Annotated in this window: 29 protein-coding genes and 1 other annotated feature; of the genes, 28 read left to right on the top strand and 1 reads right to left on the bottom strand. The window is 52.3% G+C overall.

Translation table 11 applies throughout. The features are described 5' to 3' along the window. Positions 1-7: 7 nt before the first annotated feature. From HH215_RS19390 to HH215_RS19345, 10 genes are all read left to right on the top strand, one after another. Positions 8-1,219, top strand: coding sequence for a hypothetical protein (locus HH215_RS19390; RefSeq protein ID WP_169281388.1), 1,212 nt, complete (start codon positions 8-10; stop codon positions 1,217-1,219). Positions 1,220-1,245: 26 nt separating this feature from the next. Then, complete coding sequence (locus tag HH215_RS19385; protein WP_169281387.1) at positions 1,246-2,346, top strand: glycosyltransferase family 4 protein; 1,101 nt, start codon at positions 1,246-1,248, stop codon at positions 2,344-2,346. Between the two features lie 288 nt (positions 2,347-2,634). Next, entirely contained in the window at positions 2,635-3,096 is a 462-nt protein-coding gene (locus tag HH215_RS19380; protein ID WP_169281386.1) for a CtsR family transcriptional regulator, read from the top strand. A gap of 18 nt (positions 3,097-3,114) precedes the next feature. Next, the gene (gene mcsA / locus HH215_RS19375; RefSeq protein ID WP_169281385.1) at positions 3,115-3,621 is read left to right on the top strand and encodes a protein-arginine kinase activator protein McsA; all 507 of its coding nucleotides are present in this window, start codon (positions 3,115-3,117) and stop codon (positions 3,619-3,621) included. Between the two features lie 15 nt (positions 3,622-3,636). Then, on the top strand, positions 3,637-4,701 hold the full coding sequence (mcsB, locus tag HH215_RS19370; RefSeq protein WP_375140453.1) for a protein arginine kinase: 1,065 nt from the start codon (positions 3,637-3,639) through the stop codon (positions 4,699-4,701). 35 nt (positions 4,702-4,736) lie between these two features. After that, entirely contained in the window at positions 4,737-7,184 is a 2,448-nt protein-coding gene (gene clpC / locus HH215_RS19365; RefSeq protein ID WP_169281383.1) for an ATP-dependent protease ATP-binding subunit ClpC, read from the top strand. A 151-nt stretch (positions 7,185-7,335) separates the two neighbouring features. Further along, complete coding sequence (gene radA, locus HH215_RS19360) at positions 7,336-8,703, top strand: DNA repair protein RadA (protein ID WP_169281382.1); 1,368 nt, start codon at positions 7,336-7,338, stop codon at positions 8,701-8,703. Positions 8,704-8,720: 17 nt separating this feature from the next. Beyond that, a complete protein-coding gene (gene disA, locus HH215_RS19355) occupies positions 8,721-9,830 on the top strand; it encodes a DNA integrity scanning diadenylate cyclase DisA (RefSeq protein WP_169281381.1) in 1,110 nt (369 codons plus the stop codon). Between the two features lie 112 nt (positions 9,831-9,942). Continuing rightward, positions 9,943-10,692: a CDP-diacylglycerol--serine O-phosphatidyltransferase gene (gene pssA, locus HH215_RS19350; RefSeq protein ID WP_169281380.1), complete on the top strand. Its 750-nt coding sequence runs from the start codon at positions 9,943-9,945 to the stop codon at positions 10,690-10,692. Positions 10,693-11,021: 329 nt separating this feature from the next. Next, positions 11,022-11,396 (top strand): hypothetical protein, encoded by a 375-nt coding sequence (locus HH215_RS19345; protein ID WP_169281379.1) that lies wholly within the window; start codon positions 11,022-11,024, stop codon positions 11,394-11,396. A 73-nt stretch (positions 11,397-11,469) separates the two neighbouring features. Here HH215_RS19345 and HH215_RS19340 read toward each other — a convergent pair whose 3' ends face one another. Further along, positions 11,470-11,865: a nucleoside triphosphate pyrophosphohydrolase family protein gene (locus tag HH215_RS19340; RefSeq protein ID WP_169281378.1), complete on the bottom strand. Its 396-nt coding sequence runs from the start codon at positions 11,863-11,865 to the stop codon at positions 11,470-11,472. Between the two features lie 193 nt (positions 11,866-12,058). On the opposite strand from HH215_RS19340, the gene HH215_RS19335 reads away from it, so the two are divergent. The 18 genes from HH215_RS19335 to HH215_RS19250 all read left to right on the top strand — a co-directional run bounded on the left by HH215_RS19335 (position 12,059) and on the right by HH215_RS19250 (position 26,261). Next, on the top strand, positions 12,059-13,144 hold the full coding sequence (locus HH215_RS19335) for a PIN/TRAM domain-containing protein (protein WP_375140452.1): 1,086 nt from the start codon (positions 12,059-12,061) through the stop codon (positions 13,142-13,144). Between the two features lie 102 nt (positions 13,145-13,246). Further along, positions 13,247-13,945: a 2-C-methyl-D-erythritol 4-phosphate cytidylyltransferase gene (gene ispD / locus HH215_RS19330; protein ID WP_169281376.1), complete on the top strand. Its 699-nt coding sequence runs from the start codon at positions 13,247-13,249 to the stop codon at positions 13,943-13,945. Beyond that, positions 13,942-14,418 (top strand): 2-C-methyl-D-erythritol 2,4-cyclodiphosphate synthase, encoded by a 477-nt coding sequence (gene ispF / locus HH215_RS19325; RefSeq protein ID WP_169281375.1) that lies wholly within the window; start codon positions 13,942-13,944, stop codon positions 14,416-14,418. The genes ispD and ispF overlap by 4 nt, the downstream gene beginning before the upstream one ends. Before the next feature lie 80 nt (positions 14,419-14,498). Beyond that, complete coding sequence (gene gltX / locus HH215_RS19320) at positions 14,499-15,971, top strand: glutamate--tRNA ligase (protein WP_169281374.1); 1,473 nt, start codon at positions 14,499-14,501, stop codon at positions 15,969-15,971. Positions 15,972-16,605: 634 nt separating this feature from the next. Next, positions 16,606-17,337: a serine O-acetyltransferase gene (cysE, locus tag HH215_RS19315; RefSeq protein WP_169284477.1), complete on the top strand. Its 732-nt coding sequence runs from the start codon at positions 16,606-16,608 to the stop codon at positions 17,335-17,337. Between the two features lie 6 nt (positions 17,338-17,343). Next, complete coding sequence (gene cysS, locus HH215_RS19310) at positions 17,344-18,756, top strand: cysteine--tRNA ligase (protein ID WP_169281373.1); 1,413 nt, start codon at positions 17,344-17,346, stop codon at positions 18,754-18,756. Continuing rightward, positions 18,753-19,190, top strand: coding sequence for a Mini-ribonuclease 3 (locus HH215_RS19305; RefSeq protein ID WP_169281372.1), 438 nt, complete (start codon positions 18,753-18,755; stop codon positions 19,188-19,190). The genes cysS and HH215_RS19305 overlap by 4 nt, the downstream gene beginning before the upstream one ends. Before the next feature lie 228 nt (positions 19,191-19,418). Continuing rightward, a complete protein-coding gene (rlmB, locus tag HH215_RS19300) occupies positions 19,419-20,213 on the top strand; it encodes a 23S rRNA (guanosine(2251)-2'-O)-methyltransferase RlmB (RefSeq protein WP_256376743.1) in 795 nt (264 codons plus the stop codon). 7 nt (positions 20,214-20,220) lie between these two features. Continuing rightward, a complete protein-coding gene (locus HH215_RS19295; protein ID WP_169284476.1) occupies positions 20,221-20,754 on the top strand; it encodes an NYN domain-containing protein in 534 nt (177 codons plus the stop codon). A gap of 165 nt (positions 20,755-20,919) precedes the next feature. Further along, positions 20,920-21,570, top strand: coding sequence for an RNA polymerase sporulation sigma factor SigH (sigH, locus tag HH215_RS19290; protein ID WP_169281370.1), 651 nt, complete (start codon positions 20,920-20,922; stop codon positions 21,568-21,570). Positions 21,571-22,012: 442 nt separating this feature from the next. Continuing rightward, positions 22,013-22,162, top strand: a complete 150-nt coding sequence (gene rpmG, locus HH215_RS19285; RefSeq protein ID WP_115995294.1) for a 50S ribosomal protein L33 — start codon at positions 22,013-22,015, stop codon at positions 22,160-22,162. Between the two features lie 18 nt (positions 22,163-22,180). Beyond that, positions 22,181-22,390: a preprotein translocase subunit SecE gene (gene secE, locus HH215_RS19280; protein WP_169281369.1), complete on the top strand. Its 210-nt coding sequence runs from the start codon at positions 22,181-22,183 to the stop codon at positions 22,388-22,390. A gap of 25 nt (positions 22,391-22,415) precedes the next feature. Continuing rightward, positions 22,416-22,949, top strand: a complete 534-nt coding sequence (nusG, locus tag HH215_RS19275; RefSeq protein ID WP_169281368.1) for a transcription termination/antitermination protein NusG — start codon at positions 22,416-22,418, stop codon at positions 22,947-22,949. A gap of 88 nt (positions 22,950-23,037) precedes the next feature. Beyond that, positions 23,038-23,463 carry a 50S ribosomal protein L11 gene (gene rplK / locus HH215_RS19270; RefSeq protein WP_169281367.1) on the top strand — a complete coding sequence of 142 codons (426 nt, stop codon included), beginning with the start codon at positions 23,038-23,040 and terminating at the stop codon, positions 23,461-23,463. A gap of 124 nt (positions 23,464-23,587) precedes the next feature. Next, the gene (rplA, locus tag HH215_RS19265; RefSeq protein WP_169281366.1) at positions 23,588-24,283 is read left to right on the top strand and encodes a 50S ribosomal protein L1; all 696 of its coding nucleotides are present in this window, start codon (positions 23,588-23,590) and stop codon (positions 24,281-24,283) included. A gap of 76 nt (positions 24,284-24,359) precedes the next feature. Further along, positions 24,360-24,543: a sequence feature (ribosomal protein L10 leader region), on the top strand. 53 nt (positions 24,544-24,596) lie between these two features. Beyond that, a complete protein-coding gene (gene rplJ, locus HH215_RS19260; RefSeq protein ID WP_169281365.1) occupies positions 24,597-25,097 on the top strand; it encodes a 50S ribosomal protein L10 in 501 nt (166 codons plus the stop codon). A 58-nt stretch (positions 25,098-25,155) separates the two neighbouring features. After that, the gene (rplL, locus tag HH215_RS19255) at positions 25,156-25,518 is read left to right on the top strand and encodes a 50S ribosomal protein L7/L12 (protein ID WP_169281364.1); all 363 of its coding nucleotides are present in this window, start codon (positions 25,156-25,158) and stop codon (positions 25,516-25,518) included. A 137-nt stretch (positions 25,519-25,655) separates the two neighbouring features. After that, the gene (locus HH215_RS19250) at positions 25,656-26,261 is read left to right on the top strand and encodes a class I SAM-dependent methyltransferase (protein ID WP_169281363.1); all 606 of its coding nucleotides are present in this window, start codon (positions 25,656-25,658) and stop codon (positions 26,259-26,261) included. The last annotated feature ends 235 nt before the right edge of the window (positions 26,262-26,496 follow it).

The following is a 26,496-nucleotide window of genomic DNA, read 5'->3' as shown; positions in this document are numbered from 1 at the left end:
ATTTGAGATGTTTACGATGTGCACGATCATTGCCAAAAACTATCTCGCTTTCGCCCGAACGCTCGTAAAGTCTTTTTTGCAGCATCATCCTACGGGTAAAGCTTACGTACTCTTGGCGGATGAGAGCGAAGGGCTGGTGAACGCTCATGAAGAAATATTCGAATGGATTCATCTTAAGGATATCGGATTGCCCGAATCGCTGGAAATGAGCTTCCAATATGACGTAACGGAGTTTAACACCGCGGTTAAACCTTACTTCCTTGATTATTTGCTAAGAGCTCGAGGAGTGGAAACGGTCGCCTATTTTGATCCGGATATCCTGATCACCCAGCGAATGGATGGTTTTTTCCGCGCGCTTCCGCAGCATTCTATCGTGCTCACGCCCCATACCTTGTCTGACATACCGAAAGACGGTCATAAACCCAATGAGATCGACATTCTTCAGGCGGGGGTATACAATCTTGGATTTCTTGCCTTAAGCCGTACGGAAGAAACGTTACGGATGTTGGATTGGTGGAAAACCAAACTGCGTAACGAATGCATTATGGATCCGGCCGGCGGGTACCACGTGGATCAGAGATGGATGGATCTTGTGCCTGCCCGCTTTGACGGCGTTCATATCCTTAAAAACCCTACCTTTAACGTATCGTATTGGAACTTGCACGAGCGTCCGGTCGTCAATCGGAACGGCCTTTACGAGATTCACGGAAAACCGCTGACCTTCTATCATTTTAGCGGATTAGTCTCCGATCTAAGCAGAATTTCCAAGCATCAAACCCGGTTTCAGTGGGGACAATTCCCTGATTTGAAGAAGCTGTTCGGAGAGTACGTCGCGCAATTGACGGCGAACGGTTATCCGGCGACGGCGGGTTGGCGGTACGCTTATCATTATTTCGATAACGGAATTTCCGTTCCCCCCATCGCTAGAACGATCTATAGGAAGCTCGAATCGAAACAAGCATTCGGAAACCCTTTCCTGACGCTTACGCCGAACGGGTTCTATCAATGGCTGTTTTCCCCCACGAGTCTCGTTTCGCCCGTACCGCAAATATTGAAGGAGATTTATTACGCGCGAATCGACTTACAACGGGTTTTTCCCGATTTTTACGGGGCCGACAGAAACAATCTGATGAATTGGGCTAGGGAGCATGTACCTTTGGAATACGGAGTGGATCCCCTCGTCTGGAATCCGGTATGGAGCTCCATGATCTTCCGGTAACAAGATGGGATTAAAGGATGATGGGCATGAAAGGCATTAACTTGATCGGCTACGCAAGGTCCGAGATGGGTATAGGCGAATCTTGCAGATTGGCGGCTAGAACTCTGCAATGCTCGAATATCCCGTTCGGCATCTTGAATTATTCTGGCGGGAATAACTCGAGGAAAGAGGATTCGACTTGGAAATCCAAAGAGATTCATTCGCCTATTTACCCTATAAACCTATTCCACATTAACGCCGACCAGATGCCTCTAGCTTACGAGACATTAGGATCGCGTTGGTTTGCCAACCGACTTAATATCGGTTATTGGCATTGGGAGCTTCCCGATTTTCCTGACGAATATGCGGAAGGTTTCCGTCATCTGGACGAAATATGGGTGCCTACGTCCTTCGTCGAGAGCAGCATTGCGGGGAAATCGCCGATTCCGGTCATCCGAATTCCGCATGGCGTTCAAGTGGATGTGCCGGATAACATAGACAGGAAGTCGTTCGGACTGCCGGAACGCAAGTTTTTGTTCCTGTGCATGTACGACACGTTCAGCTATGGTCCCCGCAAAAATCCTTATTCGGTGCTTAAAGCCTACCGCGACTCGGTCACGCGATTCGGCTTGCCGGCCGGATTAGTCATTAAGATGAATAACCCGCAGCAATCGGAGATCGACAATCTTAAGCGCGACTCCGAAGGACTGCCGAACGTATGGATAATCGATCGGGTTCTAAGCCGTATGGAAGCCAATGCGTTACTGAATTGCGCGGACTGTTATATTTCGCTGCATCGGTCCGAAGGTTTCGGATTACCTTTGGCCGAAGCGATGTATCTGGGCAAACCGGTTATTGGAACGCACTGGTCGGGCAATACGGACTTCATGACGACGGAGAATTCCGGGGCCGTACGATATCGCCTCACCCGGATCGGGCAAAATCTGGGGCCGTATAAGGCGCACCAGTTATGGGCGGAGCCGGACGTCGAGCATGCGATGTACTTAATGAGAAGTGCCGTGTACGATGCCGAATGGAGAAAACGAATCGCGTTGAACGGTCAAGCGACCATTAGGGACCGGTTCTCCCCGGAAGCTGCCGGAAAAGCTATACGCGGCAGGTTATCGTCAACGTTAAACATATCGTGAACGTTGAATCGCCCTTCGATCGCGAAGGGCGATTCAACGTGCAACGAGCATCGTCGAACTTTCGAATTCGAGGGTCCCTCTTATTGAATAAAGCTTTCGCGCCACCTCCATACTAGAAATAAGCGAGTCGGAAAGCGGGATTCGTACCCGTTTGCATTTTACGAAAAGCGGCGTATAATAAAACTATAGTCAAAGAAAGTCAAAGTCAGATCCACCCCTGTTTGACGAACCGGCAAAAGCGCGAAAATCGGCTATCGTCGGGATGTATCGATGAAAGGAGGTTGGACGTTGCCTAACATTACGGATCTTATCGAGCAGTACTTGAAACAAATTTTACAAAGCAGCATGGAAGGCTCGGTTGAAATCCAAAGAAGCGACTTGGCCGATAAGTTCTCTTGCGTCCCGTCGCAAATCAATTACGTGATTAGCACAAGGTTTACGTTGGAGAAGGGCTATTACGTGGAAAGCAAACGCGGCGGAGGCGGATACATTCGCATCCAGCGCGTGAGTTTGCCCTCGCTGGAAGCCGTACAGCGGCACATTCAGCAAACGGTGGGGGAACAGATCGACCAAACCGCCGCCGAGGGGCTCATCTACCAGTTGGAGGAAGCCCGATTTATTACCGCTCGGGAAGCGCGTCTCCTCAAGACCGCCGTATCCCGGGACGTGTTGCAGTTAAAGCTGCCGTTGCGGGACGAGATCCGGGCGAAGCTCATGAAGGCGATTCTTATCGCCCTGCTTGCGAAATGAGAAAAGGAGGATTGGACGATGCAGTGCCAGGAATGCGGCAAACGTCCGGCGACACTTCACTTCACGAAAATCGTGAACGGTGAGAAAGCGGAGTTGCACATTTGCGAATCTTGCGCGCGGGAGAAGGGCGAACTGATCCCCGGAACCTCCAGCGGATTTTCCATTCACAACCTGCTCTCGGGACTGCTGGATTTTGAAACTCCCAATCCGATGGCCAAACAGCCGGCGGCGAAATGCGAAACGTGCGGTATGACTTACGCCCAATTCAGCAAGATCGGACGCTTTGGCTGCAGCCATTGTTATAAACAATTTTCGGAACGTTTGGATCCTTTGCTTAAACGGGTACATGGAAATACGGTACATGTGGGTAAGGTGCCGAAGCGGGCCGGGGGCAGATTGAAGACGAAACGGGAAATCGATCGTTTGAAGAAGGAAATGCAAGGCCGGATCGAGCGGGAGGATTTCGAGACAGCCGCGCAACTGCGCGATCGGATCCGCGAGCTTGAGAATGAAATGAGCGGTTGAAGGGGGTGAATGCGATTGGCTAAACGAAAGTACGTTAAACAAGCTTTAAGCCAATGGATGAACGGCGTCGGCCCGGATTCCGAAGTCGTCATCAGCAGTCGGGTACGCATCGCGCGCAATATTCGCAATATGCCCTTCCCTCTGATGGCGGACCCTTCCCGTTCTCTCTCGGTCATGGAGCAGTTGCTGGGAGTAGCGGAGAGCGGCAGGCTGAACGGGCTAGGCAAGATCGAGCAAATCCGGTTGACCGATTTAACGGAACTGGAGAAGCTCGTGCTCGTCGAGAAACATCTCATCAGTCCGAATTTGGCTAACGATTCGCGCAACGGCGCGCTTATTCTAAGTCCGAACGAGGACATCAGCGTCATGATCAATGAAGAGGATCATTTGCGCATTCAATGTTTAAGCTCCGGGTTTCAGGTTCATGAAGCTTGGGACGCGGCCAGCAAAATCGACGATATCTTCGAAGAGCAAGTCGATTACGCCTTCGACGAGAAACACGGCTACTTAACGAGTTGTCCGACGAACGTCGGAACCGGCATCCGGGTCTCGGTCATGATGCACTTGCCGGCGCTCGTGATGACGGGTCAGATTAACCGGATATTGTCGGCCGTCACTCAGGTAGGGCTTGCCGTTAGAGGGTTATACGGGGAAGGCAGCGAGGCGACAGGAAATCTGTTTCAAGTGTCGAACCAAATAACGTTAGGACAATCCGAGCAAGAGATCATCGAAAATTTATTTCAGGTCGCGCGCCAAATGATCGAACACGAGAAGTCGGCGCGGAGTAAGCTATTAACCGAATCCCGGTTAAGGGTAGAAGATCGGGTGCGCAGGTCGTTCGGGATTTTGTCCCAAGCGATCATCATGGATTCGAAGGAAGCTTCGCAGCGTTTGTCCGATATCCGGCTCGGCGTCCATCTCGGGTTATTGCCGGAAGTGAACGAGTTGGTCTTGAACGAATTGCTCGTATCGACGCAACCCGGATTCCTGCAAATGACGTTCGGAGAGGCCATGAGCCCGGAAGACAGGGATAGGTCGAGAGCGGAATTAATCCGTTCCCGACTGGCAACTATTTCATAAATGTTTTATTCTTAACATTATAGGAGGTGTGTCTCATGATGTTTGGACGATTTACGGAACGTGCGCAGAAGGTGTTGGCTTTAGCTCAAGAAGAAGCAGTGCGTTTGGGACACAATAATATCGGTACGGAACATATTCTGCTCGGTTTGATCCGGGAAGGGGAAAGCATCGCGGCTAAAGCGCTTATCGCTTTAGGTCTTGGCTTGGAGAAAATCCAGGACGAAGTCGAGTCGCTGATCGGCCGCGGACAAGAGCAGCCTACGAATATCGCTTACACGCCTCGGGCCAAGAAAGTGATCGAGCTCTCCATGGACGAAGCGCGCAAGCTCGGCCACACTTACGTAGGCACGGAGCATATTCTGCTCGGCCTTATCCGTGAAGGAGAGGGCGTTGCGGCTCGGGTCCTCAACAATCTGGGCATCAGCTTGAACAAAGCCCGCCAGCAAGTGCTTCAATTGCTGGGCAGCAACGAGAGCGTGTCGCAAAACCATGGTCCATCCGCCAACGTGAGCACGCCGACGTTGGATGGCCTGGCTAGAGATTTAACTGCCAGCGCTCGGGAAGGCAATATCGATCCCGTGATCGGCCGTCAGAAGGAAATCGAGCGCGTCATTCAAGTGCTGTCCCGCCGGACGAAGAACAACCCGGTATTGATCGGGGAGCCGGGCGTAGGTAAAACGGCAATCGCCGAAGGCCTCGCCCAGAAAATCGTCAACAACGAGATTCCCGAGACGTTGCGCGACAAGCGCGTAATGACGCTCGACATGGGCTCCGTCGTTGCCGGAACGAAATACCGCGGAGAATTCGAAGACCGCCTGAAAAAAATCATGGACGAAATTCGTCAGGCCGGTAACGTCATCTTGTTCATCGACGAGCTTCACACGTTGATCGGAGCGGGCGGCGCGGAAGGCGCGATCGATGCCTCGAACATTCTCAAGCCGGCGCTTGCTCGCGGAGAATTGCAATGCATCGGGGCAACTACGCTGGATGAATACCGCAAATATATCGAGAAGGATGCGGCGCTGGAACGCCGGTTCCAACCGATTACGGTAGATCAACCGACGCCGGAAGAAGCGATCCAAATCTTGCGCGGCTTGCGCGATCGTTATGAGGCGCATCACCGGGTGAAAATTACGGACGAAGCGATCGAAGCGGCGGTTAAGCTGTCCGATCGTTATATCCCGGATCGGTTCCTGCCGGATAAAGCGATCGATCTGATCGACGAAGCGGGTTCCAAAGTAAGGCTGAATTCGTATACGGTACCGCCGAACCTGAAGCAATTGGAAACAAGGCTCGAGGATATTCGTAAGGAGAAGGACGCAGCCGTTCAGAGCCAAGAATTCGAGAAAGCGGCCGCCCTTCGCGATACGGAGCAGAAAATCCGCGAAGAGCTCGACCATACGAAAAACTTGTGGAAAGAAAAGCAAGGCCGCACCGATTCCGAAGTTACGCCGGAAGATATCGCTCAAGTCGTCGCAAGCTGGACCGGAATTCCGGTTAGCAAGCTGGCCGAGGAAGAAACCGAGCGTCTGCTGAAGATGGAGAGCATCCTGCACGACCGCGTCATCGGTCAAGACGAAGCCGTGAAGTCCGTGTCCCGCGCCATTCGCCGCGCTCGTGCCGGCTTGAAGGATCCGAAGCGCCCGATGGGCTCGTTCATCTTCCTTGGACCGACGGGCGTAGGGAAGACGGAACTGGCCCGCGCGATAGCGGAAGCGATGTTCGGAGACGAGAATGCCGTTATCCGCATCGACATGTCGGAATATATGGAGAAGCATTCGACTTCTCGTTTGGTCGGAGCGCCTCCGGGATACGTCGGCTACGAGGAAGGCGGCCAATTGACGGAGAAAGTTCGTCGCAAACCGTATTCCGTCGTATTGCTCGACGAGATCGAGAAAGCTCATCCGGAAGTGTTTAACGTCTTGCTGCAAGTGCTTGAGGACGGTCGATTGACCGACTCCAAAGGCCGTTCCGTAGATTTCCGGAATACGCTGATCATTATGACTTCGAACGTCGGAGCCGAGCAAATCAAGAAAAACTCCACGTTGGGCTTCACGGCCGCGCAAGACGCGGGTCGCGATTATCAGAATATGAAGGAAAAAGTGCTGGGAGAACTGAAGAAGTCGTTCCGTCCGGAGTTCTTGAACCGGATCGACGAGTCGATCGTGTTCCACCCGCTGAACGAAGAGCATATCGCAGAGATCGTAACGCTAATGGCCGACGATCTTCGCAAACGTCTAGTCGAGCACAACGTCAGCTTCGAGCTGACGGATTCGGCTAAGGCGTTCCTCGCGAAGGAAGGCTACGATCCTCAATACGGAGCGCGTCCGCTCCGTCGCGCGATTCAGAAGCATATCGAAGACCGCTTGTCCGAGGATCTGTTGCTCGGCAAGATTACGAAAGGCAACGCGCTCCTCATCGACGAGGAGGACGGCGGCTTGGTCGTCAAGCAGAAAGACGGCATCGAGTTGACGAAAGCTTAATTTATAGAGAAGAGGCTGTCTCTTAACGGAGGCAGCCTCTTCTTTAATTTGCTCGTTTGTCCTGGTGTTTTTGTTTGCTTGGTTTCTCTATCCAGCCGAATCATGGTAAAATTCATGAATAGGACGTTGTTCAAAGGAGCTTTAATCTGCAATGGCCAAAGTGAAAACGAAATTTGCCTGTACTCAGTGCGGGACGGAATCCCCGAAATGGATGGGGAAGTGTCCGGGCTGTCAAGAGTGGAACACGATGGTCGAGGAAACCGAGACGGAGATTAAGGCGCCGGTCGGAAGAAGCGAACTACTCCGTACGAAAGAAAAAGCACGTGCCATCATAGACATAGAGAGTGGGCGAGAGCCCCGTATTTCTACAGGTTTGTCCGAACTGAACCGGGTTCTCGGCGGCGGACTGGTCCCCGGCTCATTGCTGCTCGTCGGAGGAGATCCCGGGATCGGGAAATCGACCTTGCTGCTGCAGGCGTCCTATTCCTTATCTACGCAAGGTTTGAAGGTATTGTACGTATCCGGCGAGGAATCGGTACGTCAAACCAAGCTCAGGGCGGATCGTCTTGGAGCGTTGAACGATAGGCTGTACGTGTTATGCGAGACGAACCTGGAAGTGATCGAGGAAGCGATTACCGAAGTGGAGCCGGATTTCCTCGTTATCGACTCGATTCAAACCGTATACCGGCCAGAAGTCGCTTCCGCTCCGGGAAGCGTGGCGCAAGTAAGGGAATGCACGGCTCATTTTATGAGAATATCGAAGATTAACGGAGTGGCAACCGTCTTAGTCGGGCACGTTACCAAGGAAGGCGCGATCGCCGGGCCGAGATTGCTGGAACACATGGTCGATTGCGTGCTTTACTTCGAGGGAGAACGGCATCATACGTATCGTATTTTACGCGCGGTGAAAAATCGTTTCGGCTCGACGAACGAAATCGGGATTTTCGATATGACGGAGGATGGTCTGCGGGAAGTTACGAACCCGTCCGAGCTCTTCTTATCGGAAAGGCCGCTGGGAGTTTCCGGTTCTACCGTCGTGGCCAGCATGGAAGGAACGAGACCGGTATTGGTGGAATTGCAGGCGCTTATATCGCCGACCCATTTTCCGTCGCCGCGCCGGATGGCTTCGGGTTTCGATCACCATCGCATGTCGCTCGTCATTGCGGTGCTCGAGAAGAGAATGGGGATGTTCCTGCAAAATCAGGACGCCTATCTGAACGTGGCGGGCGGGGTCAAGCTGGATGAACCGGCCGCGGATTTGGCTGCCGCGGTAAGCTTGGCATCCAGCTTCAAGGATTCGCCGACGAAGCCGTTCGACGTCGTCTTCGGCGAGGTGGGCTTAACGGGAGAAGTCCGGGCGGTATCCAGAGCCGAGCAACGGGTGAAGGAAGCCCATAAGCTGGGGTTCAAACGCGTGATCATGCCGGAGCAAAGCATGAAGGGCTGGCAAGCGCCCAAAGACATTACGCTGATCGGGGTCAAAACGGTTGCGGAAGCACTTAAGGCCGCATTGGAATAGGGGGTATCGATGACGGAATGAAAGAACATAAGGAAAGAGACCCGAAAGAGAAAGAACGGAACCAGCAAGAAAAGACGATGAATTTGCTGCTCCAGATGGTTGCGCCTGGTACCCCGTTCCGCGATGGGCTGGAGAACGTGCTGCGCGCCAAGACGGGAGCCCTTATCGTAGTGGGATACAGTCCGGAAGTCATGGAAGTCGTTGACGGAGGGTTCTCCATCAATTGCGATTTCAGTCCGAACTACTTATATGAATTAGCCAAGATGGACGGCGCGATCATCTTGAACGAAGACGTGAAGAGGATCCTATACGCGAACACGCAGCTTATTCCGGATTCCTCGATCTCCTCGTCCGAAACGGGTATCCGCCACCGGACCGCGGAGCGGGTCGCGAAGCAGACCGGCAAGCTCGTCGTTTCCATTTCCCAACGCCGCAACGTCATTACGCTGTACCAAGGTCAGTTACGGTACGCGCTGAAGGAAATGGGCGTCATCTTAACGAAGGCGAACCAAGCGATTCAGACGTTGGAGAGGTACCGGGTCGTGTTTACTCAAGCGTTGACGAATTTGTCGGCGCTGGAGTTCGAGGAGCTAGTTACGATGCACGAGGTAGCGCACGTCATTCAACGCGCGGAGATGGTGCTTCGGATCAATAACGAAATCAATCGTTACGTGTTGGAACTAGGCAACGAGGGCAGACTCATCAGCATGCAGAAGGAAGAACTGGTCGGATCGGCCGAAGATGAGGCTGCATTATTAATCAGGGATTACGCGAAGGATGACGGGGAAAATAAAGTTCGCGAAATCCAAGCGGCCATTCGCAAGTTATCTTCCGAAGAGCTGCTCGATTCCGCGTTGTTAATTCGAATTTTGGGGTATCCATCCCTCAGCTCGGTCGTCGAGGAAGGCTTACTCCCGCGCGGATACAGAATGCTCAGCAAGATCCCGCGGCTGCCAAGCATCATCATTCATAATCTGGTTGAACGCTTCTGCGCGCTTCCGCATATCGTGATGGCTTCCATCGAAGAATTGGATGAAGTGGACGGTATCGGAGAGGTCCGGGCGAGGGCGATTAAAGAGGGCTTGAAACGGATTCAAGAGCAGGTGTTTATTGACAGACAGATATAAGGGGAATACAATTGGAAATGTTCTTCAATTTCGCAGGAATTTATGCGACGCATCCACGGAATGCGCTTAACATTCCGATTAATAGGGTATAGTAAAGTCGAGGTGGCATAACATGATTACAAAGTCGATACCGAACTTATTTACGATAGGTAACCTGTCTCTAGGCGTGATAGCCATCATATTGGCGTTTAATAACGAAACGAACAGCTCGAATACGGCTGCTTTGCTGATTATCATCGCCATGCTTCTGGATGGTTTGGATGGACGCGTCGCCCGGGCATTGAACGCGCAAAGCGAGTTCGGCAAGGAGTTGGATTCCCTCTCCGACGTGATTTCTTTCGGGGTGGCTCCGGCGTTTATCATGTATCAAGCCGCGTTTCAGGGCATAAGTCCGGCTTTGGCTTGGATCGTAACGGCCATTTTCCCGATTTGCGGCGCTTTAAGGCTTGCTCGGTTTAACGTCATTGACGGCATTCCCGGATATTTTATCGGCTTGCCGATTCCGGCTGCGGGCGGCGTATTAGCCACGCTGGCGCTATTCCAGAACGAGCTGCACTATTCCTTGCTGTTAATCAGCACGGTGGCGTTGTCCTTCCTAATGGTTAGCAATATGAAATACCCGAATTTCAAGAAGCTCGGCTTGCCGAAGAAGGCGATGTGGGCCATACCGGTCGTCGTCTTGGGAGCCGCGGTTCTCGCCTATATGTTCCAAGAAGCCATTCCTAAAGTTATTCTTGCGTTATTGCTTCTCTATGCATTGTGGGGCCTAAAAAAAAACGTTGAACGACTGTTGCCTAAGAGCAGGCGCGCTAAGCGCAGGCAGGCCGCAGAAGAGAACGATCAATCCAAGCATAGCGCGTAACCGCAACATCCGAAAGCATCGGCAATCTCTCGATCGGGGGGATGTCGGTGCTTTTTTTAACATTTCAGAAAGTATAAAATCCACTCTACTTATCTGAAATGTCTCCGACATAAACGTTCCCCCGCCATCCCTAAGGACGGCGAAAGCCGATTATGCTTGGTGCGATGACACAACGCCACGTAAAATACTAACGGGGATGAAGGAGCTTTTTCAGCCCGAGAAGGCAACCCCTACCTAAGTCCAATCTTTAAACCAGCCAAAGGTTGGATATGTTTCATAGGGGCCCCAATTATACTTGGAATATCATGACGATAAGGAGCGGTTTCCAAGTGAAAAAATATGTTGTAATCGGTTTGCTATTGATCGGGCTTCTGGCGCTTGCGGGCTGCACAGCAGGAAAGTCGATCACCTTCAAGGGAGCAGGCGAGAGTTGGAGCGTAGTCTGCAAGGTCAATCCGTCGGCCAAGACGAAGAGTTATGAGATCAAGCATATTGCCAAAGGGGAGAAAGTCAGCAACGTTAGTTATGCCTTTACCGAAAGCCAAAATTTCGATCAGCAAAGTCAAACCGAATCCGAGGCCGAGAACATGAAAATTACGGGGAGCGCAACGATTGTTGATCCGATCGCGGAGGAGACCAGCTTTAAGCTGACGATGAAATGGAACGGTAAAGAAGAGACGATCATCGTTAAGCGGGAGAAGTAAGTTTGCCCCATAGCACAGCAAAGAAGCAGCCTTCCGATCGGCGGGGCTGCTTCTTTGTCGTGAACTTGCGTTATTAAGTTAAGTTAAACCAGCCCAACGTAGAGCATTTATCAGCTTCCTTGGCGACGACTTCTTCCAGGCTGATCTCTAGCAAATTGCACATGGCGGACATGTAGAAAAGATTTTTACCCATTTCGTTGCGAATGACTTCGCGGCATTGCTCGCATAAAGCGCCTTCCATGTGGGACTTGGATTGGCGATGCGCCTGATCGAGCGGCATCTCCTCGGAAAATCCTTGGTTTCTGGCGTTTAAGGCGATACACCCGCACTCGGTTATCGATTTGGATACGGCGCGGTTGACGGATGCATTGGATTGACTGTACTTCGTGACGACATCGAGCAGACTGCGATGACGGAGTAACAATTCCGACACCTGACTCTGGAATTCCTGGAGCGTAGGTGCGCTCATCCGTTCCACCTCGGTTACCTTTAATTTACTTTTCCTTCTCATTATAGATCAAGGGCTGCGATATTTCAAAAGAACTTAGTAATCTGAAGAAACTTTAAGAAGCGGGCGGGAATGAGGTTTGCATTCGAAAAAATGGAACATACTAGTAAAGATATTTCCGACTCATTTCAAGAAAGGGAGTGATTTTATGATTATGAAAAGAATAATCCAAACCATCGGTCTACTCATAGGCGCATTGTTAGGTCAACAAATGACGAATTGGCAATCGTCTTCGGAGTCGCCATGGATGGGAGCGATGCTTGGAGCGACAACCGGCGCGGGAGGAACCTTCAGCATGGTGGTAGGAGGTTTTGCCGGATTTTTGCTTGCGACCTCTATCGCTGCTCCGTTATCCCGTTCTTTGCAACGGGGAATCGATAAGTTATCCAGTTATCCCATGTCGGAGTTATTGTCCGGCGTAGTCGGCCTCACTTTCGGACTCGCACTTTCTTCATTTCTGTATCCTTATGTGACGGATATTCCGTATGTGGGACAAGTATTGGCGGCGGGAACGGCGCTTGCGCTCGGATATGCGGGACTGCGGATCGGTACGCAGAAGAAGGACGAATTCGGCGATTGGATCCGTACGCGTCCGACGTCGGAGGCGCCTCGTAAAGACGGGCCTAGATTCGAGGAACATAAAATACTGGATACGAGCGTGATCATCGACGGTCGGATCGCGGACATTTGCAAGACGGGTTTTATCGAAGGGACGTTGGTCATACCTGAATTCGTACTGGAGGAGCTTCAGCATATCGCGGATTCTTCCGACTTGCTTAAGCGCAATCGGGGACGGAGGGGATTGGATATCCTTAATAAAATTCAGAAGGAATTAGACGTCAGGGTACTTATATACGAAGATGCGAACGAAGAACCCGGGGAAGTCGACAGCAAGCTCGTTAAGCTCGCCAAGGCGATGCAGGGCAAAGTGGTCACGAACGATTTCAACCTGAACAAGGTGTGCGAGCTGCAAGGCGTATCCGTACTTAATATCAATGACTTGGCCAACGCGGTGAAGCCGGTCGTTCTTCCGGGCGAAGAAATCGTCGTGCAGGTGATCAAGGACGGCAAGGAGCACGGCCAAGGCGTGGCTTATCTGGACGACGGTACGATGATCGTGGTCGAAGGCGGAAGGGAATTCATCGGAACGACGATGGAAGTACTCGTCACGAGCGTCCTTCAGACGTCCGCGGGCCGGATGATCTTCGCCAAGCCGAAGCTATTGGAAAAAGCGCTCTAACAAGGTATGATAATAGAATTACGGGCGGGACGCGCTCTAGTGTCCCGTCTTTCGTTTGTAATCATGCCAACCTACGTTGCGCTCATAAGGGGAATACGTTCAATGGAATGGGGAGCTGTCGTGGTAGCGGCGGGGCGCGGCACTCGCATGGGAGCCGCGGATAACAAGCCCTACCTGAAGCTGGCGGGACGCGCGGTGCTGGCACATACGCTCGAGGCTTTCGAACGAAGCGATTCCGTGAAGTCGATCGTCTTGGTCGTTACGTCCGGCGAGCAGAAGAAAGCGGCCGAGATTATCGGGAACGAAGGATTCGGCAAGGTAAAGCTCATTATACCTGGCGGGGCCGAGCGGCAGGATAGCGTATATGCCGGGTTAACCGCATTGGATACGGAAGGCGTGCTCGTGCATGACGCGGCAAGACCGCTGATTACCTCGGCGCAGATCGAAGCTTGCTGCAGGGCGGCGGAAGAGCATGGCTCATCCGCGATCGCCGTTCCGGTTAAAGATACGATCAAGGTTTCGGACGGCAACGGATTTATCGTTGCGACGCCGGAACGGAGAACGCTGTGGAGCGTGCAAACTCCTCAGGCTTTTTTGCGTACGGAGCTGATGCAGGCGCACCGGCAAGCGCAAGAGGAGGGGGCGATAGCAACGGACGACGCCATGCTTCTTGAACGGCTGGGACGCAAGGTCGCGATTGTCGAAGGGGATTACGCGAACTTGAAGATTACGACGCCCGAGGATCTGCCGATCGCGGAGTTGCTGTTGGCAAGACGTAAAGAGAAGGGGGAACCGAATTGATTAGAGTAGGACAAGGATTCGACGTACATCAACTGGTGGAGGGACGGCCTTGCATTATCGGAGGCGTTACCATCCCTTACGAGAAAGGGCTATTGGGGCATTCCGACGCGGATGTGCTGTTACATACGATCAGCGATGCGATTCTCGGCGCACTCGCTCTCGGAGATATCGGCAAGCACTTTCCCGATACCGATCCGGCATTCAAGGATGCCGACAGCGTGGTGCTGCTGGAGCGCGTGTGGGGGCTAGCTAAGGAACGCGGCTACAAGATAGGCAACGCGGATGCGACGATCATCGCCCAAGCGCCTAAAATGGCGCCTTACATCCCTGCGATGGTTTCGGTCATCGCGCGGGTGCTGGAGTGCGAGGAGTCCCAGGTTAACGTCAAGGCGACCACGACCGAGCGTCTGGGATTCCCAGGACGCGGAGAAGGTATCGCTTCGCAGGCGGTCGTTCTATTGGTTCGCGGTTAAGACGCGGTAATAGCTACAGAGCTACAGAGCTACAGAGTTACAGAGTTGCAGAGTTGCTGAGTTACTAAGGAGGAAGAAATATGTCGACGAAAGTCCGCGTACGTTATGCGCCAAGCCCTACGGGCCATCTGCATATCGGCAACGCACGAACCGCTATTTTCAACTATTTATTCGCACGCCACCACGGCGGCGACTTTATCATTCGGATCGAAGACACGGACGTTAAACGCAATGTAGCCGGGGGAGAAGAGAGCCAGCTCACTTATCTGAAATGGCTTGGCGTCGACTGGGACGAAAGCGTAGACCGCCCTGGGGAGTACGGCCCTTATCGACAAACTGAACGATTGGATATCTATAGCTCGCACACGCAGCAATTGCTGGATCGTCAGCTTGCTTATCCTTGTTATTGCAACGAGGAGGAGCTGGAGCGGGAACGCGAGGAGCAATCCGCACGCGGCGAAACTCCGAAATATTCCGGTAAATGCCGTCATCTTAACGCGGAGGAACGGGCAAAACTCGCGGCGGAAGGCCGGGTTCCGAGCGTTCGTTTTACCGTTCCCGCGGATCGCGTATACACGTTTAACGATACGGTGAAGGGCGAAATCTCTTTCCGCTCCGACGATTTCGGAGATTTCGTTATCGTGAAGAAAGACGGGATACCTACGTATAACTATGCCGTAGCCGTCGATGACCATCTGATGGAGATTTCCCACGTGCTGCGCGGGGAAGACCATATCACGAACACGCCGCGACAGCTCATGATCTATGAAGCGTTCGATTGGGCTCCGCCCGAATTCGGACATATGACGCTGATCGTGAACGATCAACGCAAGAAGCTGTCCAAACGCGACGAGTCCATCGTGCAATTCATCCAACAGTACGACGAACTCGGTTATTTGCCCGAGGCGTTGTTTAACTTCATTACGCTGCTCGGCTGGTCTCCGGAAGGCGAAGAGGAAGTATACGGTCGCGAGCAACTGATCGAAATCTTCAACGCGAGCCGGTTATCCAAAAGTCCGGCGGTGTTCGATACCGCGAAGCTTAGCTGGCTAAACCAGCATTATCTGAAGCAAGCCGAACCGGAACGCGTCATCGAGCTATGCCTGCCCCACTTGAAGTCGTCGGGCCGTCTTCCGGCGGAGCCGAACGCGCAAGAGCTGGAGTGGGCAACCGCGTTGGTGACTTTGTTCCGCGACCATCTGCGTTTCGGCGCGGAGATCGTGTCGTTGTCGGATCTCTTTTTCCAAGAGTCGCTTGAGTTCAACGACGAGGCGACGGCCGTGTTGGCTGAAGAGACGGTTCCGGCCGTATTGGCTTCTTTCCTCGCGGGATTGGAAGAAGCGGGCGAAGCGGGCTTCACGATCGAGAACATGAAGAGCTTGATCAAAGGCGTTCAGACGGCTACCGGCGTTAAAGGCAAAGGGTTGTTCATGCCGATTCGCGTAGCGCTTACCGGACAGACGCACGGACCGGACTTGAACGGCACCATCTGGCTTCTAGGACGCGATCAAGTGCTTAAGCGTCTCCGGCATCAGCTGGCCACCCGGGGATAAACCTAGGCGCTGCGCAAGGGCAGGGCAATGTCTCTTGTCACCCGCGTAGGGTTGGGATATACTTGGAGCATATCGAAAATGTGCGACGAACAGGAAAGTACGTTTTGTTAGACGAATGTCCAGAGAAGGCGGTCTAGGCTGGGAGCCGCCCATTCGCGCGAAACCGAAATGCGCCTGGGAGCTGTGCCGCTGATCGGACAACCGACAGTACTGCGATGATCTTATCGCATACTCCTTGGCTTGAACCGGGTGAGCGGTGCCGGGGGGATCTCGTTATCGATCCAATGAGGAGCGGGGTTCTTTCGGGAGTCAAGCTCAAGCAGAGTGGGACCACGTCATGACGTCTCTGCAGCGATAAGCTGCAGGGGCTTTTTTTATTTCCGCGGGCCGCGCGGCAGGGCTGCCTCCTTGGAACCTGCAGAATAACTGTAGAAATCCATTTATTTAACCTAATTGCGATGTTCTCGGCGGAAATAACTGTACATATCCAGTTATTTCGAGAAATTGGGCAGAACGAGCGCAACAAGATCTTAGCTAGGTGCCGAAGCAGATTTACATGCGTCGCGCTTGGCCGGGCGGAGTCGCAATGCATCAATATTATAGACAGAAGCACGAGGGGGGAACGGAAATGGGGATGTGGCGGACTGTCAAATCGGATATCGATGCGGTATTCGAAAATGATCCTGCGGCCCGAAGCTGGTTTGAGGTGGTTTTTACTTATGCGGGGTTACACGCGATTTGGGCTCATCGCTTCGCGCATTTCTTTTTCCGCCGTCGGTGGTATTCCGTTGCCCGCATGATCTCGCAGATCAGCCGATTTTTTACGGGAATCGAAATTCACCCCGGAGCACGGATCGGCAGTAAACTGTTTATAGACCACGGCATGGGAGTGGTCATAGGAGAAACGTGCGAGATCGGTGACGAGGTCGTCATTTACCAAGGGGTTACGCTGGGAGGAACGGGGAAAGAAAAAGGCAAACGACACCCTACGATCGGCAACCGGGTCGTTATCGCTTCCGGCGCGAAAGTGCTTGGATCGTTCACGGTCGGAGATCACTCTAATATCGGGGCGAATTCCGTCGTTCTTCGCGAAGTCCCGCCCCATAGCACGGTCGTCGGCATCCCCGGCAGAATCGTGAAACGAGACGGGAAGAAAATCGGCGATCGCCTGGATCATACGAACCTCCCCGACCCGCTCATCGAAACCTTCCGGTTCATGCAGAAAGAAATCAATGAGCTGAAGTCGGAAGTCGAACGTCTGAAAGCCGAGAGCGCAAAAGGGAACATTAAACCTATCGAATCCGAGGAATCGGCGGAAACCAAAGAGCCCGTAAACGTATCGGCATTCGATCATAAAAGGAGCTAAAGCAACGTGAACCTCAAAATATACGATAGCATGACAAGGGAACCTCAAACGTTCGTCCCGCGCGAGCCTGGGAAAGTGAACATGTACGTATGCGGGCCGACCGTATACGACTACATCCATATCGGCAACGCGCGTCCGGTCATTTTCTTCGATGTCGTACGCCGGTATCTGGAAGCGATCGGCTTGGAAGTCAACTACATCGTGAATTACACGGACGTCGACGACAAAATGATCCGGAAAGCCGCCGAACTGGGAATCACGGTACCCGAATTGGCCGAGAAATTCATTGCGGCATTCAAGGAGGACAGGGAGGCGTTAGGCGCGATTCCGCCTACCGTTGCGCCGCGGGTAACGGAAACGATCGTCGAAATCGTGGATTTCATCCAAGGTTTAGTCGATCAAGGGGCCGCTTACGAGAGCGCCGGGGACGTGTACTTCCGCACGAGCTCTTTTCCGGATTACGGCAAGCTATCCCATAAAAATCTCGACGAACTACAATACGGAATCCGGATCGACGTGGACGAAAGGAAGGAAAACCCTCAGGATTTCGTGCTGTGGAAAGCCGCGAAACCAGGGGAGATCCACTGGCCGAGTCCATGGGGCGAAGGCCGTCCGGGCTGGCACATCGAGTGCTCCGCGATGGTGCGCAAATACGCGGGGGATACGCTGGACATTCACGGGGGCGGGCATGATCTGCAATTCCCCCACCATGAGTGCGAAATCGCCCAATCCGAATCTTTGACCGGACAGCCGTTGTCCAAGTACTGGATGCATAATGGCTTCGTGAACATCAATAACGAGAAAATGTCCAAATCTCTCGGCAATGGAATCAACGTTAGACAACTTCTCAAGATGACGAGCAAATACGCGATTCGATATTTGATGTTGGCGACCCATTACCGCAGTCCGCTTAACTTCAGCGACGAGACGATTCGCCAAGCGGCCAACAGCATCGAACGCTTGACCAATTGCCGGGATAACGCGAAGCATAGACTCTCTTCCGTCGCCAAAGGCAATCTTTCCTTGGCAAGCGACGAAATCTTAATAGCTCGGTTGAAGCAGCTTAACGAAGAGTTTCATTCCCGCATGCAGGACGACTTCAGCACGCCGGACGCGATCACGGCATGGTTCGGCCTCGTATCCGAAGTCAACGCGTATTTGCAAAGGGAAGTCGTAAGCGAAACGGATTTGCTATTTATTTTGTCGCAAATCGGCGAGATGAACGGCATTCTCGGTTTGTTGCCGGAGAGCGAGGAAGCGGGCTTACTGGACGAAGAGGTCGACGCCTTAATCGCCGAGCGGACGACGGCTCGGGCGAACCGTAATTTCGCCCGCGCGGACGAGATCCGCGATTTATTGGCGGAGCGGGGAATTCTACTGGAAGATACGCCGCAAGGCATTCGTTGGCGGCGCAAATGACGGAGCGGGTAAGTCGGCCTTTAGCTCCCGTCATTGCGCCGGTGGTCCCTGCCGACGTGCCGCCGCACTTGCTCTCGCCCGTAGTGCTGGCCTACATCGGAGATGCCGTATTCGAGATCTATATCAGACAGAAACTCATTGCTTGCTCTAGCCGTAAGCCTCATGAACTTCACCGCGCGGCAACGACATACGTATCCGCGGCAGCGCAAGCCAAGCTATTGCAAAGATGGATGCCGTTGCTTACGGAAGAGGAGGCGGACATCGTCCGCAGAGGCCGCAATACGAAATCCGGACAGCCGCCGAAGAACGCGGATCCCGCGGATTATCGCCATGCAACCGCATTGGAGTGTCTTGTCGGGCATCTGTACTATCATGGGGCGAAGGATCGCCTGGAACAGCTCGTGGAATTAGCGTTCGAATCTCAATCGCTATAGACGGTACGCAATAAACGATAAAGGAAGATGACAATGAGCAATCAATATCCGAAAGCTTCGGGGAACCGTCAAGCAGGCGGCGGCGCAAGGCCGTCCGGTCAAGGCGAGCGCAAGGGCGGATGGAATTCCGCCGGCGGCGGACGCAAGGAGAAGGATAAGCGTTATGCCGCAGCGCCGGCGAATAAGGAATCGACACAGGATAATGAGCAGTGGGTCGAGGAAAGCGCCTTGAAGGGTGACGACGAATATTTAGCTGGCAAGCATCCCGTGTTGGAGGCGATGAAGGCGGGGCGGTCGATCAATAAGATCTTCATGTCCAACCAAGCCCAACGGCACCTCATCCAGCCGATCATGGAGGAAGCCAAAGCGCGCGGCATCGTCGTTCAGCAAGTAGACAAGAGCAAGCTCGATCGATTAGTGCCGGATATGCAGCATCAAGGAGTCGTCGCCCAAGCGGCCGCGGTCGCTTACGCGGAAGTGGACGAGTTATTGGCTCGCGCCAAGGAACGCGGGGAAGCGCCACTGATCGTGTTGCTCGACGAAGTGGAAGATCCGCACAATCTCGGCTCTGTATTGCGGACAGCCGACTGCACGGGAGTGCATGGCGTTATCGTGCCGAAGCGCCGGAGCGCGGGATTAACCGCGGTGGTGGCCAAAACTTCGGCGGGCGCCGTAGAATACGTTCCCGTTGCGCGCGTGGCTAACTTAGTACAAACGATGGAGAAGCTGAAAGAAGCCGGTTTGTGGATCGCGGGAGCGGATGTCGGCGCCTCGGAGGGCTTCTACGAGACGAACCTGACCGGACCGCTCGCGATCGTGATCGGCAACGAGGGTCAGGGATTATCCCGACTCGTCAAGGAAAGATGCGATTTCATCCTTTCGCTTCCGATGGCCGGTCAAATTAATTCATTGAACGCGTCGGTCGCCGCGGGAGTCATCCTGTACGAAGTCGTGAGACAGCGCGCGGAAGCTCAGAAGAAGAGAGGCGTTACCCCGTCCAGTCCGGCATCCGATCATGCCTGAGAAACGCATGTTCCAACGCGAGGACATCCTCCTCGTGGATGGCTACAACATGATCGGCGCTTGGCCTGAGCTGGCCGTTCTTAAGAACGAGAAGCTGGAAGACGCGCGCGACCAACTCTTGGAGATGCTGTCGGATTACCAGAGCTATGCGGGACTCGTCGTGATCGTCGTCTTCGATGCGTTCCGCGTGCCGGGCGCCGGAGCGGAATACCGTCATCGCAAGAAAATGCGGGTCGTGTATACGCGTGAAAGGGAAACGGCCGACGAATGCATCGAGCGTTTGGTAGGGGAATGGACGTCCGTTCGGCGTAATATCTATGTCGCGACATCCGATCAAGTCGAGCAGCACGTGGCTTTCGGTTTGGGTGCTTTGCGGGTTTCGGCGCGCGAGCTGAGACTGGAAGTGCGGCAGAGCAGGACCGAAATACAAGCCGCCATTCGGAAGGATTCCCAGATTAAGAAAAATCCGTTGGACGGCGTACTGCCCGAAAACATCCAACGCAGATTGGAACGAATGAGACGCGGCTTAGGCGATAGTTAGCAGAGTCATTACTTTTATTTACAAATTTACCACGGTCGCCGAACGGCGATAAACGGCCAATCCATTGACGCTATGCACTTTTTCAAGTATATTGTTAATAGTTTGGTAGAGTCAGAGGTTCCAGTAAGAAGTTCCAGTACGCCAATGCAGACCGGAGGAATGTTCATGAGCGTCGACTTGGAGAGGCTGGCAACACGAGAGTACGACTTCAAGGCCGACGAGGACATCGTGGAATTCGTGCGACTGGGCGACAGCGAAGCGTTGGAGTACCTCATTCACAAATATCGGAATTTCGTGCGTGCTAAGGCGCGCTCTTACTTTCTAATAGGCGCGGAGCGGGAAGATATCGTACAAGAAGGGATGATCGGCCTCTATAAAGCGATTCGCGACTTCAAAGGCGACAAGTTGGCTTCGTTCAAAGCTTTCGCCGAGTTGTGCATCACCCGCCAGATCATCACCGCGATCAAAACCGCCACCCGTCAGAAACATATCCCCCTTAATTCGTACGTCTCCTTGGATAAACCTATTTACGACGAGGATTCCGATAGGACGCTCCTCGATGTTATCTGCGGTTCGAGAGTTTGCGATCCCGAGGAAATGATCATTAACCAAGAGGAATTTTACGGACTCGAAGATAAGATGTCCGAGATTCTAAGCGACTTGGAGCGCAAAGTTCTGATGCTGTATCTGGATGGTCGGTCTTATCAAGAGATCGCGGTCGACTTGGACCGTCACGTAAAGTCGATCGATAATGCCTTGCAACGGGTGAAACGAAAGCTGGAGCGTTATTTGGAAGTGCGCGACCTGGGAACCTAGCAATTATCGGATTTCATAACCCATCAATTCGACCACAAGAGCAGCCTTAATGGAGCTGCTTTTATTTACGTTCATAAGGGTTGTCCGGTTTCGTTGCCGCATGGCGGGAGGTAGTCTTGGCGTCTCTATAAAGGCTAATAAACCAGTAAAAGAGATTAAATGCAACGGTACTGATTAAACCTTGCGCAGAAATGGAAGAATAGTACCAGAGGGGGCCTGGCGACTTTTCGTTGACATCGATTACCCCCTGTGATAAATTATTTTAGTAACCTTAACGTGGTTTCTTATGCGCTGGCTCTGAATCATCGGCGAAACACCAGGAATTGTTGTCTTGATGACTCGTCATCAATTCCGGTTCCGAACTCGGCCTTGGTTCGCCAAGTTGGGGTTTCCGCTGAATGGTTGTATTTTTATGAAGTTATGATCCCGGGAGGTGGAAGGGATGCGCGTGATCATCACACTAGCTTGTACGAATTGCAAGCAACGGAATTACACGTCAAGCAAGAACAAACGGACACACGCCGATCGCATCGAGTTGAAGAAGTTCTGCAAATTTTGCAATGAACATCATCCTCATCGCGAAACGCGTTAACTCCTAGGAGGTATGAACGTGACTTTCCTGGCCAAGATGAAACAAAACTTTGGGTCCTTTTTTTCGTTTTTTGCTGACAGCTGGAACGAATTGAAGAAAGTCCGTTGGCCCAACCGGAAAGAACTCGTCAGCTACACGATCATCGTAATAGTGACTGTGCTGTTGGTAACGATCTACTTCTGGGCTTTGGACATCGGTATTTCATCCCTCGTCGATCTCATCATCTGACGCAGGAACCAAAGGTGGCTTTTCCATGGAGAAAAGATGGTACGTAGTGCACACGTATTCGGGTTATGAGAACAAGGTCAAGGCTAACCTGGAAAAACGCGTGGAATCTATGGGTATGCAAGACAAAATCTTCCGGGTGCTTGTTCCTATGGAAGAAGAGATCGTCAACAAGGACGGTAAGAAAAAGACGGTTATGCGTAAAGTATATCCGGGATACGTTCTTGTCGAGATGATCCAAACGGACGATTCTTGGTACGTGGTTCGCAATACTCCGGGCGTTACCGGGTTTGTAGGCTCCACGGGGTCCGGATCGAAGCCGACGGCATTGCTTCCCGATGAAGTAGAAGGAATTCTAAAACATATGGGAATGGAAGAGCCTAAGCCGGTCATCGATTTCGAACTCAAGGAAAACGTACGGGTCAAAGTCGGTCCTTTCGCTAACTTCGTCGGTTCCGTAGAAGAAATTCTCGTCGACAAGAGCAAGCTTAAGGTACATGTCAACATGTTTGGCAGGGAAACCCCGGTTGAGTTGGATTTCACTCAAGTGGAAAAAATATAAGAAATTTCGTGTATTTTGGGTTTCTTGAACGAGCGGGAGGGACGAGAGTCCCGTTAAACCGCATTACGGGTCAGGGAGGTGTGCAACAATGGCAAAAAAAGTCATCAAATTGGTAAAGTTGCAAGTTAACGCGGGTAAAGCTAACCCTGCGCCGCCAATCGGTCCTGCACTAGGTCAAGCTGGCGTTAACATCATGCAATTCTGTAAAGAGTTCAATGCTCGCACCGCGGATCAAGCCGGCTTGGTTATTCCGGTCGTCATTTCCGTATTCGAGGATCGCTCCTTTACGTTCGAAACAAAAACGCCACCGGCAGCGGTATTGCTCCGCGTAGCTGCAGGAATCCAAAAAGGTTCCGGCGAGCCGAACAAGAAAAAAGTAGCTACTGTTAAACGTGCTAAAGTTCGCGATATTGCAGAGCAAAAAATGCAAGATCTGAACGCGGCATCCGTTGAAGCGGCTATGCGTATGGTCGAAGGAACAGCCCGCAGCATGGGCGTCGTTATCGAAGACTAATCGCTTGATCTAGCGGTTCCACGCGTCCGCATGGACGCGTAAGTGGGAGGAGAAATCTTGCCGTTCCCGACTCGGGAGGGCGGATTGAAACAAACCGTTAAAACCACAAAAGGAGGAAAACAACTTGGCTAAACAAGGTAAGAAATATGTAGCGTCCGCTAAGCTGATCGACCGCGATGCAACCTACGAATCGTTGGAAGCAATCGAGCTCGTGAAGAAAGCGGCAACGGCCAAATTCGACGAAACCGTCGAAGCGGCTGTCCGTCTCGGCGTTGATCCGAGAAAACAAGATCAAGCAGTGCGCGGCGTAGTCGTTCTGCCTCACGGCACCGGCAAAACGCAACGCGTCCTCGTATTCGCAAAAGGTGACAAGCTGAAAGAAGCTGAAGCAGCCGGCGCGGATTACGTAGGCGATGCTGACCTCATCGCTAAAATCCAACAAGGATGGTTCGAGTTCGACGTCTGCGTCGCTACTCCGGACATGATGAGCGAAGTAGGTAAATTGGGCCGTATTCTCGGGGGTAAAGGTTTGATGCCTAACCCTAAAGCGGGCACTGTAACGAACGACGTTGCAAAAGCCATCGCCGAGATCAAAGCCGGTAAAATCGAATACCGTCTGGACAAAGCCGGACAAATTCACGCTCCGATCGGTAAAGTATCGTTCGACTCCGCGAAGCTCGACGAAAACTTGAAAGCACTGATGGACGCGCTGAACCGCGCTAAACCGGCGTCTTCCAAAGGCGTATACCTGAAGAACGTCTCGATTTCCTCGACGATGGGACCAGGCGCGCGCGTTAACGCAGCGGGATACCGACTGTAGTCAACTGCGGGAAGCCGAAAAACGGTAAGAACTGACTTTGACAATGGCTTGCCTTCCATGGTAAGCTGGTCAAGTTGATAATCGAATATGGATACCGTAGACCGTAGGTGCAGCGCGAATGAACTTTCGCGTGAGCTTAATTTCCTACCGAGGTGTGTGGATAGAGTTTTTCTTTTATGCAAAGTGCGTCGCATTTTGATCATAAGAGCGAGATCACGTCATGCCTCCGCGAAGTCTGCGGGGGCATTTCTTATGCCTCTGACTCGTTGGAAGACGATAATACGGTAATGCCAAGACTTAGGAGGTGTACACAATGGCAAATGCAAAAATCATTCAAGCGAAACAGCAAGAAGTGGATTCGATCGCAACGAAACTGCGCGAGAGCACGAGCACGGTAGTAGCGGATTACCGCGGACTTAACGTAGCTCAAGTCACTTTGCTTCGTAAGCAATTGCGTGAGGCCGGCGTTGAATTCCAAGTGTTGAAAAACTCTTTGGTAAGCCGTGCCGCTGCAAGCGCTGAGCTTAGCGAACTTGATGCCGTTCTTACAGGACCGACTGCTGTTGCGTTCGGTACCGATGCGGTAGCTCCAGCTAAAATTCTGAGCGATTTCGCGAAGAAGAACGACGCATTGAAAATCAAAGGCGGTATCGTAGACGGACGTTTCTACGATGCGGCTCAAGTGAAGGCACTTGCGGATCTTCCTTCCCGCGAAGGTTTGCTGTCCATGTTGCTTAGCGTTCTCCAAGCACCGGTTCGCAACTTCGCACTCGCCGTCAAAGCGGTTTCGGAGAAGAACGAAGCAAGCGCATAAGGTTAGAATCTATCAAAATAAGAAGATCATATGATCTCAAATAATGGAGGATATTCAAATGAGCAAAGAGCAAATCTTAGAAGCCATCAAAGCGATGACTGTTCTTGAATTGAACGACCTGGTTAAAGCAATCGAAGAAGAATTCGGTGTTACTGCTGCAGCTCCGGTTGCTGCTGGCGGCGCGGTTGCGGTTGCTGAAGTTGAAGAGCAATCCGAGTTCGACGTTATTCTTGTTGAAGCTGGCGCTTCGAAAATCAACGTTATCAAAGCCGTTCGCGAAATCACGGGCCTTGGCTTGAAAGAAGCAAAAGATCTCGTAGACAACGCTCCAAAAGCTATCAAAGAAAAAGTAGCCAAAGAAGAAGCTGACGCTGTTAAAGGCAAGCTTGAAGAAGCTGGCGCTAAAGTAGAAGTTAAGTAAGAAGCAGATCATCAAACCCCTTGAAGATTTTCTTCGAGGGGTTTGTTCATGTCGAAATTTGATCATGCTTAATGAGGAAGCTCAAAGTCGGCTTATTAGCATCGAGAAGTTCTATGCCGTAATGATGGAGGATCCAAGTGAACGATCATTACTACTCGAATAAACCTCAGTCCGCAAGCAACCGAAAGGCTTTCGAGTCGGAGTTGCGAGGCTTTAACCTTCGGTTAACGTCGGATGCTGGCGTGTTTTCGCGGGACGGGGTGGATTATGGCAGTCGGGTGCTTATCGAGAGCATGGAAATTCCGCGCGATGCCCAAGTGTTGGATATCGGCTGCGGGTATGGTCCGATCGGGTTGATTGCCGCCCGCCTTGCGCCGCAAGGACATGTCAAGATGATCGATATTAACGAACGTGCCGTTGAACTGGCTGAACTGAACGCGCAAGCGAACGGGATACATAACGTTTCCTTCGCTCAGAGCGATTTGTTCTCGGCGGTTAATGGCGAGACGTTCGACGTGATTTTGTCTAATCCGCCAATTCGGGCGGGGAAAGCCGTCGTGCATCAACTGTTCGTTGAATCTTGGAATCATCTCAATCCAGGCGGAACGATATGGGTCGTCATCCAGAACAAACAGGGAGCTCCTTCCGCAAGGGCTAAGCTTGAAGAAATTTACGGCGAGGATGAAGTCGCGGAAGTCGGCAAGGATAAGGGCTTCAGGCTATATCGCTGTATGCGCAAGTAAAAAATGAAAAATATTTGACTTGACATTTTCGCTGTGGTATTATTAAGAAATGTCAGTATTAGGATGGGCTAATTGTCTTCAACACAATAGACCTGTAAACTCTGATCCTTTCCCAGGAATAAATTCACGTTGCTCGACGTATAATGGGTTTGTTTTGGGGTAAAGGCAGTATGAGTTGCCATTGTGCCGCCAACCGGCGCATAAGGGCTTTTCTTTATTTATGTGTTGAAGCAGA

The organism is Cohnella herbarum (assembly GCF_012849095.1).
Classification (GTDB): domain Bacteria; phylum Bacillota; class Bacilli; order Paenibacillales; family Paenibacillaceae; genus Cohnella; species Cohnella herbarum.
This window is presented reverse-complemented; position numbering and strand designations above follow the sequence as displayed.

Bases quoted from the DNA above. Each gene is read 5' to 3' on its own strand.
- gltX (WP_169281374.1), top strand. From the start codon at position 14,499: ATGTCGACGAAAGTCCGCGTACGTTATGCGCCAAGCCCTACGGGCCAT.
- sigH (WP_169281370.1), top strand. From the start codon at position 20,920: ATGAGCGTCGACTTGGAGAGGCTGGCAACACGAGAGTACGACTTCAAG.
- HH215_RS19295 (WP_169284476.1), top strand. From the start codon at position 20,221: ATGTTCCAACGCGAGGACATCCTCCTCGTGGATGGCTACAACATGATC.
- nusG (WP_169281368.1), top strand. From the start codon at position 22,416: ATGGAGAAAAGATGGTACGTAGTGCACACGTATTCGGGTTATGAGAAC.
- pssA (WP_169281380.1), top strand. From the start codon at position 9,943: ATGATTACAAAGTCGATACCGAACTTATTTACGATAGGTAACCTGTCT.
- clpC (WP_169281383.1), top strand. From the start codon at position 4,737: ATGATGTTTGGACGATTTACGGAACGTGCGCAGAAGGTGTTGGCTTTA.
- radA (WP_169281382.1), top strand. From the start codon at position 7,336: ATGGCCAAAGTGAAAACGAAATTTGCCTGTACTCAGTGCGGGACGGAA.
- rplJ (WP_169281365.1), top strand. From the start codon at position 24,597: ATGGCAAATGCAAAAATCATTCAAGCGAAACAGCAAGAAGTGGATTCG.
- cysE (WP_169284477.1), top strand. From the start codon at position 16,606: ATGTGGCGGACTGTCAAATCGGATATCGATGCGGTATTCGAAAATGAT.
- mcsA (WP_169281385.1), top strand. From the start codon at position 3,115: ATGCAGTGCCAGGAATGCGGCAAACGTCCGGCGACACTTCACTTCACG.
- HH215_RS19335 (WP_375140452.1), top strand. From the start codon at position 12,059: ATGAAAAGAATAATCCAAACCATCGGTCTACTCATAGGCGCATTGTTA.
- HH215_RS19340 (WP_169281378.1), bottom strand. From the start codon at position 11,865: ATGAGCGCACCTACGCTCCAGGAATTCCAGAGTCAGGTGTCGGAATTG.
- HH215_RS19305 (WP_169281372.1), top strand. From the start codon at position 18,753: ATGACGGAGCGGGTAAGTCGGCCTTTAGCTCCCGTCATTGCGCCGGTG.
- HH215_RS19390 (WP_169281388.1), top strand. From the start codon at position 8: ATGTTTACGATGTGCACGATCATTGCCAAAAACTATCTCGCTTTCGCC.
- ispD (WP_169281376.1), top strand. From the start codon at position 13,247: ATGGAATGGGGAGCTGTCGTGGTAGCGGCGGGGCGCGGCACTCGCATG.
- rpmG (WP_115995294.1), top strand. From the start codon at position 22,013: ATGCGCGTGATCATCACACTAGCTTGTACGAATTGCAAGCAACGGAAT.
- HH215_RS19385 (WP_169281387.1), top strand. From the start codon at position 1,246: ATGAAAGGCATTAACTTGATCGGCTACGCAAGGTCCGAGATGGGTATA.
- disA (WP_169281381.1), top strand. From the start codon at position 8,721: ATGAAAGAACATAAGGAAAGAGACCCGAAAGAGAAAGAACGGAACCAG.
- rplL (WP_169281364.1), top strand. From the start codon at position 25,156: ATGAGCAAAGAGCAAATCTTAGAAGCCATCAAAGCGATGACTGTTCTT.
- rplK (WP_169281367.1), top strand. From the start codon at position 23,038: ATGGCAAAAAAAGTCATCAAATTGGTAAAGTTGCAAGTTAACGCGGGT.